Source organism: Stenotrophomonas sp. 1337 (assembly GCF_031455455.1).
Lineage (GTDB): Bacteria > Pseudomonadota > Gammaproteobacteria > Xanthomonadales > Xanthomonadaceae > Stenotrophomonas > Stenotrophomonas indicatrix.
Genome location: NZ_JAVDSR010000002.1, coordinates 1 through 13,041 on the forward strand (window position 1 = coordinate 1; position 13,041 = coordinate 13,041).

9 protein-coding genes are annotated in these 13,041 nt (G+C 67.6%); 3 read left to right on the plus strand and 6 right to left on the minus strand.

Annotation, left to right across the window (positions count from 1 at the left end):
- The first annotated feature begins 569 nt into the window (after window positions 1-569).
- A complete protein-coding gene (locus J2X70_RS03960; protein ID WP_223483093.1) occupies window positions 570-1,760 on the plus strand; it encodes a benzoate/H(+) symporter BenE family transporter in 1,191 nt (396 codons plus the stop codon).
- Here the strand turns inward: J2X70_RS03960 and J2X70_RS03965 are convergent.
- The 4 genes from J2X70_RS03965 to egtB form a co-directional block, all read right to left on the minus strand.
- Window positions 1,754-2,314: a DUF2628 domain-containing protein gene (locus J2X70_RS03965; protein WP_025875676.1), complete on the minus strand. Its 561-nt coding sequence runs from the start codon at window positions 2,312-2,314 to the stop codon at window positions 1,754-1,756. The two genes, J2X70_RS03960 and J2X70_RS03965, sit on opposite strands and share 7 nt — an antisense overlap.
- A 30-nt stretch (window positions 2,315-2,344) precedes the next feature.
- The gene (locus tag J2X70_RS03970) at window positions 2,345-4,492 is read right to left on the minus strand and encodes a lytic murein transglycosylase (RefSeq protein ID WP_223483188.1); all 2,148 of its coding nucleotides are present in this window, start codon (window positions 4,490-4,492) and stop codon (window positions 2,345-2,347) included.
- A gap of 137 nt (window positions 4,493-4,629) precedes the next feature.
- A complete protein-coding gene (egtD, locus tag J2X70_RS03975) occupies window positions 4,630-5,607 on the minus strand; it encodes an L-histidine N(alpha)-methyltransferase (RefSeq protein WP_223483094.1) in 978 nt (325 codons plus the stop codon).
- Window positions 5,604-6,875: an ergothioneine biosynthesis protein EgtB gene (gene egtB, locus J2X70_RS03980; RefSeq protein WP_309909079.1), complete on the minus strand. Its 1,272-nt coding sequence runs from the start codon at window positions 6,873-6,875 to the stop codon at window positions 5,604-5,606. Before egtB ends, egtD begins: the two co-directional genes overlap by 4 nt.
- Before the next feature lie 146 nt (window positions 6,876-7,021).
- On the opposite strand from egtB, the gene J2X70_RS03985 reads away from it, so the two are divergent.
- Complete coding sequence (locus tag J2X70_RS03985; RefSeq protein ID WP_105165065.1) at window positions 7,022-8,323, plus strand: GGDEF domain-containing protein; 1,302 nt, start codon at window positions 7,022-7,024, stop codon at window positions 8,321-8,323.
- On the opposite strand, the gene J2X70_RS03990 is transcribed toward J2X70_RS03985, so the two are convergent.
- Window positions 8,305-8,697, minus strand: a complete 393-nt coding sequence (locus tag J2X70_RS03990) for a YchJ family metal-binding protein (RefSeq protein ID WP_032978546.1) — start codon at window positions 8,695-8,697, stop codon at window positions 8,305-8,307. The two genes, J2X70_RS03985 and J2X70_RS03990, sit on opposite strands and share 19 nt — an antisense overlap.
- Window positions 8,698-8,769: 72 nt before the next feature.
- On the opposite strand from J2X70_RS03990, the gene J2X70_RS03995 reads away from it, so the two are divergent.
- Entirely contained in the window at window positions 8,770-9,549 is a 780-nt protein-coding gene (locus J2X70_RS03995; RefSeq protein ID WP_025875666.1) for a TSUP family transporter, read from the plus strand.
- Between the two features lie 102 nt (window positions 9,550-9,651).
- Here the strand turns inward: J2X70_RS03995 and J2X70_RS04000 are convergent, their stop codons facing one another.
- Window positions 9,652-13,032 carry an ATP-binding protein gene (locus J2X70_RS04000; RefSeq protein WP_309909083.1) on the minus strand — a complete coding sequence of 1,127 codons (3,381 nt, stop codon included), beginning with the start codon at window positions 13,030-13,032 and terminating at the stop codon, window positions 9,652-9,654.
- Window positions 13,033-13,041: the final 9 nt, after the last annotated feature.

Below are 13,041 nucleotides of genomic sequence, written 5' to 3' on the forward strand. Positions count from 1 at the left end.
CAATTAATAGTTGCTTGATCAAACGTCTGCAAGATGGACAATCATCCTTCCTGCAGGCGCCTTCACAAGATACCTGCGCATACTTTCAAAGATCCTGGGAAGTGGCCTCAGCGCCGTTCCCGTGTGCTGCGAAGTTTCCTTCGTAGCGAGCCGCCCATTATAGCCGGCTTTTCCGCTTCGTCAACACCTTTTTTCAAGGCCGCCTCACCGAAGTGGACGTTGTTGCCGATGCTGCTTCGTCGTTGGGCCCGAGGGCCTTTCGTCGTTGCGAGCCGCCTATTATGCCGGACTTTTCGAGTCCGTCAACACCTTCGTTCGATGATCTCGTCCGGCGGTGGTGGCGTTGCTCTTCGCGTTGCCGGCTTCCGAAGAAGTCGCCGCGCTGCAGCAAGGGAGCGAATTCTAGAGATCCTGCAGAATTCGTCAACACATTTTTTTCAGGAGCATGACAACGCATCGGCTGCTGCATGCACAACGGGCGTGCAACGATCACGGCGGCGTTGCCCGCGCGTTGCGCGGTCAACGCCGCAGGCGCTATCTATAGTGGGATGCATACAGGAAGGAAGACGATGGACACGACGGTACGACAGGGATGGTGGCGCGATCTTTCGATGCCGGCGATCGTCGCCGGCTTCATCACCGTGCTGGTCGGCTTCGCCAGCTCGGCGGTGATCGTGTTCCAGGCCGCGCAGGCCGTGGGTGCCGACCAGGCCCACATCGCCTCGTGGATGTGGGCGCTGGGGCTGGGCATGGGCGTGACCTGCATCGGCCTGTCACTGCGCTACCGGGTGCCGGTGGTCACCGCATGGTCGACGCCTGGGGCGGCGATGCTGGTCGTCGGTGCGGGTGGCGCCTCTCTGCCCGAGGCCACCGGTGCGTTCCTGCTTGCGGCAGTGCTGGGCATGCTCGCCGGCTTCTCGGGAGTGTTCGCCCGGCTGATGAAACGCGTGCCCATGGCCCTGGCCGCCGGCATGCTGGCCGGTGTACTGCTGCGCTTCGGGCTGGACGTGTTCGTGGCGATGAACACCCAGCGCGTGCTGGCATTGGCCATGTTCGCTACGTGGCTGCTGGGCCGCCGCCTGTTCCCCCGCTATGCGGTGATCGCCACCCTGCTGGTCGGCATCGCCATCGCTGCCAGCCAGGGGCTGCTGCATGCACAGCAGGTGCACCTGCAACTGGCGGCACCGCAATGGGTCACTCCCTCGCTGTCGTGGACGGCGATGGTCGGCATCGCCCTGCCCCTGTTCGTGGTCACCATGGCGTCGCAGAACATTCCCGGTGTGGCGGTGATGCGCGCCTCCGGCTACGACGCGCCGGTGTCACCGGTGATCGGCTGGATCGGCGTGGTCAACACGCTGCTGGCGCCCTTCGGTGCCTACGCATTGAACCTGGCCGCCATCACCGCGGCGATCTGCATGGGCCGTGATGCCCACGAAGACCCGGCACGGCGCTACACGGCGGCGATGGCGGCCGGCGCCTTCTATATCGTCATCGGCCTGTTCGGGGCCACTGTAGCGGCCCTGTTCGCTGCCTTTCCCAAGGAACTGGTGGCCTGTGTGGCCGGCATCGCCCTGTTCGGCACCATCGGCAACAGCCTGGCCAGCGCATTGGCAGTGGAGCGCGACCGCGAGGCCGCGCTGGTCACTTTCCTGGTGACCGCCTCGGGCATGACGCTGGCCGGTGTCGGTTCTGCGTTCTGGGGCCTGGTCGCCGGAACGATCTGCCTGTGGGTGCTGCGGCCGCGTTCGCCGGCTCAGTGATAGGTCTGCAGGAGGCCCTGGGTGATGTAACGCAGCGCGTAGATCAGGCCCAGGCAGACCACCACGGCCGAGGCGCGGGTGCCACCACGGCGAAGCAGCTCGGCGCGGATGCGGTTCGGCTGGCCGGCGTGGGTCGCCTGCACCCTCGCCAGCAGACGGCTGCAATGGCGCAGGTACAGGGCGTTGGCGAAGATGGCCAGGGCGATACGCGGGAGCAGCATGCCAAAGGCGATCTGCGGTATGCCCGCGTCGGCCAGCAGCATCAGGATCGGCAGCAGCGTGGTGACCAGGTAGAAGCCGATGGCGGCCAGGTACATCCGGCGATGCACCATCCACAGGGTGCCGAACAGGAAGGCGGGCCAGTTCCAGCGGCGCGGAGGCTTCGGCAGTGCACTGTCCACATGCCAGAAACGTCGGTAGGCGGCGGCATTGGGCCCGACCACCAGCGTCAGGTAGTCGGCATCTTCCAGTGCAGTGCCTACATCGGCGTCAGCGCCGGGCGCCAGATAGGGGTTCTCGCTACCGGGCGAGGTCTGCGGATCGAGGGTGCTCATGCTGGCCATCCGTGCCAAAGGGGAAGCCCGCTATAGCGGCGCGCTGGACAGGATCTGAAGCAGAACATGACGCCCGCCCGGTGCCACGGTGACCACATCGGGCCCGGCGTTGGCCGCTTCCAGGCAGACATAGTCGCGCCAGCCGTCACCGACATCGGCCATCCTGGCGGCACCTTCGGCGCCAGGGTTCCATGCCACCAGCGAGCGGCTGCCTTCGGTACGGAGGTCGATGCGGCGCTTGAGCACCGGGTCGCGCAGCACATAGTGTCCGCCGGCCTGGGTGTAGATGCGGTCGCTGCGGCCCGGGTCACGCGGATCGCGCAGCGACCAGGGGCCCTGCTGGCGGCGCGGCTGGGCGTAGTTCTCGAACTTGTCGAGGTAGTCCAGGCCGTCGACGCCGTCGACATCGACCTTGCTGGCGTCACCGACACGGAAGTAGTTGTGCAGCGCCTGGGTGATGGTGGCTGGAGCCTTGCCGGTGTTCTCGGTGACCAGCTGCTGGCGCAGTTCACGGCCGACACGGACGGTCATGGTCAGGCGCAGGCCGAGGTTGTCCAACGCCGGCGGGGCCAGGGTCAGCTCGATGCTGCCATCGTCGAGCCGGCGCGCCTGCTGCAGTTCCCAGGGCAAGGTGCGCACGAAACCGTGGGCGGGCACGTCGTCGCCCTGCCCCTGGCGGCCGAAGTAGGGCCAGCACACCGGGCTGCCGCCACGGATCGGCGTGGGCAGCGCGGCACGCTTGGGCGAGAGCCACATCAGATCGGGCTGGCCCTTGGGCACGAACGAGAGGAGTTGGCCGCCGAACACGCTGATCGCGGCGGTGGCCTGGGGAGTTTCCACCAGCCAGGCGTCGAGTCCCTGGAACTGGCCACTGCTGACACCCTGGATCTGTTGCACGCTGGATCGACTCCGGATGGCCGGCGACTGCACGGCACTGTAGTTGTTGGGAAGGCTGAAGCGGGTCGGCGCGGCTGGCGCCTGTGCCTGCGGTTGTGCCTGCGGTTGTGCCTGCAGCGCGCGCAGGATGCGCTGGCCGGCGCGACCGTCGGCGTCGGCCCACCCGAGCCGACGCTGCTCGACCTGGATGGCACGACGACTGGCGGTACCGATCATGCCATCGGCGGCGCCGATGTCATGGCCGCGCGCGAGCAGCAGGGTCTGCAGCTGGCGGCGCTCGTCGCGGCCAAGGCCAGGGTCATCGGTTGGCCAGGCGGTGACCAGGCCGTTGCTGCCACGCAGGCGGTCGGCCAGGGTGGCGATGGCCAGCGCATAGCTCTCGGCCGCGTTGTAACTGTAGATCGCGTCGTAATTGCGGAACACCAGCAGCGCCGGGCCTTTTGTCCCGGACGGCAGCAGCAGCGCGGCGCGGGCGTCGGCGGGCAGGCCGGACGGTGCCAGCGCGCTACCGTCCAGGCCGGTCACGCCCAGTGCGCGCCAGTCGGCCAGTGACCGGCGCTGGGTGCGTCCCGCCTGGCTGGCGTTGAAACCGGCGGGGACACGGACTTCCATGCCCCAGGGTTCGCCGGTTCGCCAGCCGGCACGCTTCAGATAGTTGGCGGTGGAAGCCAATGCATCGGGAATGCTGCCGACCAGATCGCGGCGGCCATCGCCATCACCATCGACGGCAATGCGTGCGTAAGTGCTGGGCATGAACTGGGTGTGGCCGAAGGCACCGGCCCAGGAACCGGTCAGGCCCTGCGCCTGCAGGTCGCCCTGGTCGATGAGCTTGATCAGCGCCAGCAGTTCGCCGCGGAAGAAGGGCTGCCGGCGGCCGGCACAGGACAGCGTGGCCAGCGACTGCAGCAGTGGGCGTTTGCCGAACACGCGGCCGTAGTCGCTCTCTACACCCCATACGGCGACGATGGTGACTGGATCGACGCCGTACTGCGCCGATACGCGCTGAAGCAGGTCACGGTGCTGCTGCAGCATGGCGCGACCGTCGTCCACGCGCTGGCGATCGACCAGTGCGGCCAGGTAGTCCCAGATCGGCGTGGTGAACTCCGGCTGCGCATCGAGCAGCGGCAGCACAGTAGGGTCGGGCTGCAGTCCGGCGGTGATCGCATTGAAGCGGTCAGCGGCAATGCCCTGGCTGGCAGCCGTCGCCTGCAGGCCCGCCATGCAGCGGGCGAACGCGGGATCAGCGGTTGCCGCTGCTGCCGGCGGCGCGGCCGCTGGCATGGCAAGCGCGGCGGCCAGGCCGAGCGTGGTCAGAATGGGCATGGCGTCCTCCGTGTTGCCGGTGCTGCAGCCATGGTAACGCGGAGGGAGAGCAAGGTTGGTCCAGATTGCCGGCCAGCGGCCGGTACCACCTGTGCCTAGGGTGAGGGGCGCAGGAGGCGCAGGCCATAGGCGGGATCGTCCGCGTTCCAGGATGCCGCCACCTCCAGCGCTGCCTGCTGCAGCAGGTGGCCGAAGCTGGCATCGGTGTACTTGTGGCTGTACTCCACGCGGATCGGTTCGCCAGCGCTGAAGTGGAAGGTGCGGCCGTCGAGATGCACGTCCTGCTCGCGCTGGCTGACCAGATCGGTTTCGATGCGCAGGCGCGCGGTGCTGTAACGGGCCCGGTGACGGAAGCCGTCGAGATCGAAATCGCTGCCGACCTCGCGGTTGAGACGCGCCAGCAGGTTCAGGGTGAAGGCGGCGGTGACACCGTCGGCGTCGTTGTAGGCGGCTTCGATCAGTGCCGGGTCCTTGTGCAGATCGATGCCGACCAGGGCCAGGCCGTGCTTGCCCATGGTCTGACGCATTGCGCGCAGCAGCGCGATCGCATCCTCATCGGCGAAGTTGCCCAGCGTGGAGCCCGGGAAGAACAGCAGCCGGCGCGCGGCAGGCCGCTCTGGCGCGGGGACCTGCACAGGGCGGGTGAAGTCGGCACACACCGGCAGCATTTCCACGTCCGGCAGCGCCGGGGCCAGATGGTCGATGCTGGACAGCAACGCCGCGCGCGAGATCTCGATGGGTGTGTAGGCCACCGGGTCCTGCAGGGCAGCCAGCAGGCGCGCGGTCTTGCGGCCGCTGCCGCTGCCCAGTTCGACCACATGCACGCGCGGCCCCACCGCCTGCGCGATCTCCGGCAACACCCGGTCCAGCAGGGCCAGCTCGGTGCGTGTGGGGTAGTACTCGCGGGTGTGGGTGATCTGCTCGAACAAGCGCGAGCCGCGTGCGTCGTAGAAGTACTTGGAAGGCAGCTGCCGTGAGGCGTGCGACAACCCCGCCACGGCGTCGGCAAGGATCTGCTGGCGGCCGGGGGTAAGGTCGGTCAGCGCCTGCAGCGCATCCTGGACGGTACTCATGAAAGATCCCTTGCCAGGCGCAGGCCTGAGAACTGCCAACGCGCCGGTGGCATGAAGAAGTTGCGGTAGCTGGCCCGTACATGGCCGCGCGGCGTGGCGCAGCTGCCACCGCGCAGGACCCACTGGCCACACATGAATTTGCCGTTGTATTCGCCGAGGTTGCCGGCGAAGGGACGGAAGCCGGGATAGGCGCCATAGGCGCTGCTGGTCCATTCCCACACGTTGCCGAACAACTGGCGCAGTCCATCGCCCTGCCCTGCCATCGGGTGCAGATGGTCGTCATCGGCGAAGTGGCCTTCGACCGGCTGCGTGGCGGCGGCCGCTTCCCATTCGAATTCGGTGGGCAGGCGGGCACCGGCCCAGCGGGCGCAGGCATCGGCTTCGTAGTAGCTGAGGTGACAGACCGGCGCATGCGGATCGAGCTCGCGCCAGCCGCCGAGGGTGAACTCGCGCAGCAGGTCGTCATCCCAGTACAGCGGATGCTGCCACTGCTCGGCCTCGCGCAGCGCCCAGCCTTCGCTCAGCCACCAGCGCGGATCGCGGTAGCCGCCAGCGTCGATGAAGGCGCGGTACTCGGCGTTGCTGAGCGGGCGTTCGGCGATGGCATGCGCGGGAAGCAGCACGCGATGCACGGGCGATTCATTGTCATAGGCGAAGGCCGTGTGCTGCGGCCAGGCGGACGCACCGATGCTGACGATGCGTTCGCCCTGTTCGACCCAACCCTGCGTGCCGAGGGCGCTGACGGCGATGGGCAGGTCTTCGCGGTACGGCGGCTGCAGCGGATTGCACCAGAAGGCATGCTTGATGTCGGTGAGCAGCAGCTCCTGGTGCTGTTGTTCGTGCTGCAACCCGAGCTGCAGGTGCTGCAGGGCGTCGCTGCCGAGATCGCCATCGCGCAGTCCTGCCAGCACCTGCTCATCCACATGCTGGCGGTAGGCGTGGACCTGCTGCAGCGAGGGCCGCGACAGCAACCCGCGCTGAGGCCGTGCGTGAGCGGGGCCGAGACTCTTGTAGTAACTGTTGAACAGATAGTCCCAAGCCGGATCCCAGGGTGCGTAGCCGGGCTGGCTGGCCAGCACGAAGCGTTCGAAGAACCAGGTGGTGTGGGCCAGATGCCACTTGGCCGGGCTGGCATCGGCCATGCTCTGCAGCAGGGCGTCTTCCGGGCTGAGGGGTGCGGCCAGCTGCACGCTGCGCCCCCGCACATGGGTGAAGTGGCGGGCGAGGTCACGCTGCGGGGCAGCGACGGCGGCGGGTACGCTGTCCATGCGACCAGCTTCGACCGCTGCCGGTGAGCGCAATGTCATGGCCCGGTGCCGCGGTGTTCACATCAGGGCGCGCGCATTCAAGAAGGGCACCGTTGCGCCGCTAACGGCAGTGCTGCGGCCGCGTCGTGACCGCGCTGGAATTCCGTGTGTCCCATCATCCGCTTCGACAGCCTGTGCACTATCTGTTCGTGCTGCCCGCCGTGCTGGTCGCGCTGGTGCTGTGGGCGAGCCTGGAAAGCGATGATGTCGGCCGCGCCGGGCAACGCATCCTGCCGTGGTTGCTGGCCTGCCTGGGTGCAGGGCTGGCGCTGCTGTACAACCAGGTGCGCACGCTGTGCCTGTTGCTGCTGGTGGCGCTGGCCTTCGCGGTGCTGCACCAGGACCTTGGGCATTACCTGCGCGAGGGCCGGGTGACGGCGTTGACGCCACTGCGCTTCCACGCGATCTCGACCTGGCTGCCGTTGCTGTTCGCCGTCCATGCGTTGTGGCCCGAACGTGGCCGCCGCCGCCAGGACCTGCTGCTGAGGGCCACGACCAGTGGTGTTGCGGTGGCGATCTTCATCCTGCTTGCCGCACAACAGCCACAGGGCATGCACGACCTGCTGTCGAACCGGCACTTCCCCTGGATACCGAGCGACTGGAACGCGCTGGCGCAGCTGCCTGCCGTGCTGTTCCTGCTGGCCACCGCTGCGCTGGCATGGCAGGCGTGGCGCCAGCCGCGGCCGCTGCATACGGCGATGCTGCTGGCCCTGCTGTGCCTGTGGTGGATGCTGCCGCGGATCTTCCTGCAGCCGGCACTGCTGCCGGCGCTGAGCGTAGCGGCACTGCTGCTGATGCTGGGCGCGACCCTGCAGGAGTCCTTCCACATGGCCTTCGGCGACGAGCTGACCGGCCTGCCCGGTCGCCGTGCGTTCAACGAGACCCTCAAGCGCGCCACCGGCACTTACAGCATCGCGATGATCGACGTGGATCATTTCAAGAAATTCAACGACACCCACGGCCACGACACCGGCGATGACGTGCTGAAACTGGTGGCCTCACGGCTGTCGCGGGTGGGCGACGGCGGCCGTGCGTTCCGTTATGGCGGCGAGGAATTCGCCGTGGTTTTCCTCGACCGCCCGGCATCGGCCTGCGTGGATGCGGTGGAGGCGCTGCGACAGGGCATCGAGCAGAGCCGCATGCAACTGCGCGACCGCAGCACGCGCACCCGCGACGATACGCTCGGCCAGCAGCAGCGCGGGCGCGGCGGTGGCGGTGCGGTGGTGCAGGTAACCGTCAGCATCGGCCTGGCCGACAGCCGGGTCGATCGGCGCCCTGCCGGGGTGGTCAAAGCGGCCGACCAGGCGCTGTATGCGGCCAAGGAGGAAGGCCGCAACCGCGTGTGCGCACATGGCGGCCAGCGCGTGCTGGCCGTGCGCGGCAGCCAGGCTCAGACGGCGTCGAGGTAGTACCAGCGACCCTCGACCCGCAGGAAGCGGCTGTGCTCGGTCATTTTCACCGCGCTGCCGCCACCGACGCGGTAGCGGGCGGTGAAGCGGACCTCGGCGCTGTCGCTGCCGGTCACCTGGTGGTCCTGCACGGTCAGGCCCAGCCATTGGGTACGCTGGCCGGGGGCATCATCGAGCGACAGTTCTGCCGGACGGGTGTCCGGGTGCCAGGTGGCACGCAGGTAGTCCGGCAGGTGGCGCACATAGGCGCTGTAACGCGAGCGCATCAGGCGCTCGGCATCCGGCGCGGCGTCGCCGGCATGGAAGCGCCCGCAGCAGGCGGCGTAGTCGGCGGCCAGGCCACAGGGACAGGGATCGGGGGCGGTTCGGCTCATGCGGGTATTGTCGCGTGGGCGGCGGCAATGTGACAGGCGTATGCTGTCGCGCCCCCACTTCGATCGATCGCCGTGCTGGAACTGATTCCTCCTGAGTTGTGGTGGCTGGTGGTGATCGCCTTCATTGCCGGCCTGGTCGATGCGGCCGTGGGCGGCGGCGGACTGGTGCAGCTGCCCGGCCTGTTCACGGTACTGCCGCAGCAGACCCCGGCGATGCTGTTTGGCACCAACAAGTTCAGCTCGATGTTCGGCACCGGCGCAGCGGCATGGCGCTATGCGCGCAACGTGCGCTTCCCGTGGAAGCCGGTGCTGTTCGCCGCCGGTACGGCCTTCGTGTTCTCCTTCCTGGGCGCTACGGCGGTCAGCCTGTTGCCCAAGGACGCAGTGCGGCCGCTGGTGCTGGTGCTGCTGGTGGCGATGCTGGCCTACACGCTGTGGAAGAAGGACTTCGGTGCGCTGCACCGGCCGCAGGACATCGGCCGCCGCGAGCTGGTGATCGCGCTGGCGATCGGTGCGGCGATCGGCTTCTACGATGGCTTCTTCGGGCCCGGCACCGGCAGCTTCCTGATCTTCCTGTTCGTGCGTTTCTTCGGGCTGGACTTCCTGCGTGCGTCGGCCGCGTCGAAGGTGGTGAACCTGGCGACGAACGTGGCGGCGATCTCGTTCTTCGTACCGACCGGCAACATCCTGTGGCTGTTCGCGCTGCCGATGGCGGCGGCCAACATCATCGGTTCGGTGGTGGGCACGCGGTTGGCGCTGAAGGGCGGCACGCCGTTCATCCGCAAACTGTTCGTGGGCCTGGTGGTGGTGCTGATCGCGCGGATGGCGTGGGATACGTTCCGTAGTGCGTGAATGCGGTTGCCGGCCAGCGGCCGGCACTACCACTATCGGGGTTCATGACCCGGTAGGTGCCAACCTTGGTTGGCACAGCGCTACCAGTGCGGGCCGAAGCGGTCAGGCCTCGGCTTCTTCCGGTTCGTCGGCCTGCTGGCGGCTGCGCTCCGGCAGCTTCAGGCGCTTGCCTTCTTCGTCGTACTCGATGAGCAGCACGCCCGAATCGTGGCGGCCACTGATCTCGACGAAGCAGGCGCCACCGATGAACGGTTCCAGCGTCATCACCGATTTCAGCGGGGTGGCCACCACCATCTGGAAACCGAAGTTGTCGAAGATGTTCATCGCCAGCGCGGTGAACTCGTTGTCGGCCTTGTCGAAGGCTTCGTCGAGCACGACTGCGGCGTAGCTGGGCAGCTGGCTGTCAGCGCCGCCGAGCTGGTAGCGCAGCGCCGCCGCCAGGCAGGTGGTGGCCAGCTTCTGCCGCTGGCCACCGGATTTGCCGGCGCCGCTGCGGTAGATCTCGACCTGCTGGCGCGTTTCCACATCCAGCTCCACGCCGATGAACTCCACGTGCAGGCGTACGTCCAACACCACTTCGCGCCAGCGCTTGTCTTCGCCTTCCTGCGAGCCGAGGCGGTTGACCAGCTGGCGCAGGACGGTGAACTGCGTTTCCGCCAGGTCGCGCTGCTCGGTCTGCTGCTGCGACAACACCTCGCGCAGCTGCTGGTGGAACTCCTGCACTTCCGGCAAGCGCCGGTCGTTCAGCTCGATGGTCAGCAGGGTGCCACGGTTGAAGGGCACCTGCTCCAGGCTGGCGTTGACTTCGTCCAGGCGCTGGCCGATCGACTTGCGGGCCTCGGCGCTGTGACGCTGCAGCGCGAGCAGGTTGTTCTTGCTCTGGTTCTGCAGCAGGTCGAAGAAGCGTTCTTCGTGCTGCGGCAGGCCATCGCGTTCAAGGCGTTCGAGGCGAGCCAGGAAATCCTCGGCCGAGGCCACCGACACGGTGAAGTCGCCCGATTCTTCCGGCCACTGCTGGATGAAGCGACGGAAGCATCCCAGCAGCAGGTTCTCGATGCGGTTGACGTCCTGCTGCGAAGACGAGAGCTGTTCGTTCAGCGCGTTGCTGACCTGGCGCATGTGCGCTTCCAGCGTTTCCAGGCTGAGCGGGCCCTGCTCCTGCAGGCGCTCGGCCAGGCCGGCTTCCTGGTCTTCGGCCAGCGCTGGCAGGACCAGTGCACGGCTCTGCTGGCGGGCACGGTCCAGGCGGTCGCGTTCGCGCACCAGCTGGCCGCGCTCGACGCGGGTGTCTTCGTAAGTGCGGCGGGCCTGCTCGATATCGGCGCGGGTGGCGTCGATCTGCTGGGCGATCCTGGCCAGGTCGGCATTGCCTTCGCGCAGGGCGTGCAGGCTGGCCTCGATGTCGGCCAGGCGCTGCTGCGGCGCGGCGACGTCGATTTCGTTCCAGCTGATGCCCACCAGCTGGTGGCAGGCCAGGCGACGTTCGTTGTCGCGGTCACGCTGGCTGCGCAGGCGCGCGATGTCGGTATCGCAGCTGGCGATACGGGCGGCCAGCTCCTGGGCTTCCTTCTCGAAGACGGCCAGCTTGTCGCGGTTGCTGAAGCCCAGCAGCCAGCGGCGGCGATCATTGACCGCACTGCGGTCGTCCTTCTCGAAGCGATCGCCCGGATGCTTGACCTGGCCTTCGCGGGTGATGCCGCGGTCGACGTTGCGCAGCTGCTTGGCGTCCACGCATTCGTAGTCGAAGCGCTTGCCCAGCTCGCGACGCAGCCAGCTTTCGAACACGTGATCGCGCAGTTCCAGCTTGTGCAGCAGCGACTTGGCGGACGGTTCGCGGGCGAACGCATCATCATTGCGACGCACGCGGTAGTAGGTGAAGCGCATCCCCAGGTGGGTGCGGTTCACCCACTCGGCGACGTCGTTGTAGTGCTTGTCATCGACCAGCAGCGATTGCGCGAAACCACCGAGCACGCGCTCGATCGCGCCCTGCCAGCTCTGCTCTTCCGAGCGGACCTGGATCAGTTCGCCGACGAACGGCAGGGCCGCTTCGGAGATGCCGGTTTCTTCGGCCAGGCGTGCGCGCAGCTTCTGCATCGGCGCAGGAATGCTGGAGGGTGTGCGCTGCATCGCCTCCAGTTCGCCACGCACTTCGGAGAAGCGCCGCTCGTCGTCGCGCTTGCCGCCCAACCGTTCGCTGATGGCGTCATCCAGGGCGCTCGACGCACGCTGACGGTCTTCCAGTTCGGACTGCGCCTGCTCGACCAGCTCGGCGAAGCCATGTGCATCCTCGGGCAGCGCGGCCTGCAGCTTCTGTGCGGCGTCACGCGCCTGCGCCTGCTTGGCCAGGCGGCGATCACGTTCGGCTTCGGCGCGGCCCTGCTCGCGTTCCAGTTCCTCGATGCGCTCACCACCCTGCTGGCGGCGCTGCAGTTCCAGCTCGGCCAGTCGTTCGGTGTGGTTGTCCAGCGCCGCTCGACGCTGCGCTTCTTCGCCCAGCAGGCCACGATCGCGCGTGTCCATCTCGCGCAGGCGTGCTTCGATCAGCAACTGGCGGCGGCTTTCGCGGAAGCTGTCGATGCCGAGCTTGAGCGCTTCGTCGTTGCCGCGACGGCGACTCATCGCCTGCAGATCGCCATAGTGCTCGCGCGCCGGCTGCAGGGTTTCGACCTGGCGCCGCGCGGTGACCACGGCCTGGTGCGCGCCATCGAGTTCGGCGAAATCGCTGACCAGTCGTTCGGCAGCGTCGAAGGTCTTCGGCGTGTCGAGCATGAAGTCGCGCAGGAAGACGTTCAGGTCACCCAGGTTCTTCGCCGACTGCGTCTTGTGCAGCAGCCGCAGCGCCATCTCGTTGTCGATGCCGAGCAGGTGGCGGAAGCGTTCGGCATAGCCGGAGAACGTGTCGAAGTGATGGACGTCGGCCAACTTCTGCTTGAGCTTGCGCAGGTCCAGATCGAAGCCGCCCAGATCCTTGGCGATGTCGAACGGACGCTCGGCGATCATGTAGTGCTTGCGCACGTCACCGGCGGAGGTGCTGCTGCCGGCGATCCAGAGCAGGCGTACCAAGCTGACCACGCGGCCATCGCCGGCGCGGTACTCCAGCACCAGCGCGGTCCAGGTCGCGCCCTTGCGCAGGTACTGGGTGGCGATTTCACCGGTGCCACTGTCCTGCTGGTCGGCCCACGCGCCGCGCACGTAGGACACCAGGTTGCGGTCGCGGCCGCTGCGTTCGGCTTCACGCGCTGCGGCGTTGAAGTCGACGATGGCCGGCGGCGTCAGCAGGGCGGACATGGCATCGAGCAGGGTCGACTTGCCCGAACCGGAGCGGCCGACGAACAGGAAGCCGCGCTCGGCGATCGGCACTTCGGTCAGGCCGTTGAAGGTGCCCCAGTTGTGCACCTGCAGGCGGCGCATGCGGAACTGCTGCAGGCGCGGGTCCGGCAGGCCTTCGTTGAACAGGGCGGGAGTGTGCTTGGAAATGGCCATGCGGTGCTC

What these genes read in the sequence shown, in the direction of transcription:
- J2X70_RS03965 (WP_025875676.1), bottom strand. Translation starts at nt 2,314, where the DNA reads ATGAGCACCCTCGATCCGCAGACCTCGCCCGGTAGCGAGAACCCCTAT.
- J2X70_RS04000 (WP_309909083.1), bottom strand. Translation starts at nt 13,032, where the DNA reads ATGGCCATTTCCAAGCACACTCCCGCCCTGTTCAACGAAGGCCTGCCG.
- egtD (WP_223483094.1), bottom strand. Translation starts at nt 5,607, where the DNA reads ATGAGTACCGTCCAGGATGCGCTGCAGGCGCTGACCGACCTTACCCCC.
- J2X70_RS03960 (WP_223483093.1), top strand. Translation starts at nt 570, where the DNA reads ATGGACACGACGGTACGACAGGGATGGTGGCGCGATCTTTCGATGCCG.
- egtB (WP_309909079.1), bottom strand. Translation starts at nt 6,875, where the DNA reads ATGGACAGCGTACCCGCCGCCGTCGCTGCCCCGCAGCGTGACCTCGCC.
- J2X70_RS03970 (WP_223483188.1), bottom strand. Translation starts at nt 4,492, where the DNA reads ATGCCAGCGGCCGCGCCGCCGGCAGCAGCGGCAACCGCTGATCCCGCG.
- J2X70_RS03990 (WP_032978546.1), bottom strand. Translation starts at nt 8,697, where the DNA reads ATGAGCCGAACCGCCCCCGATCCCTGTCCCTGTGGCCTGGCCGCCGAC.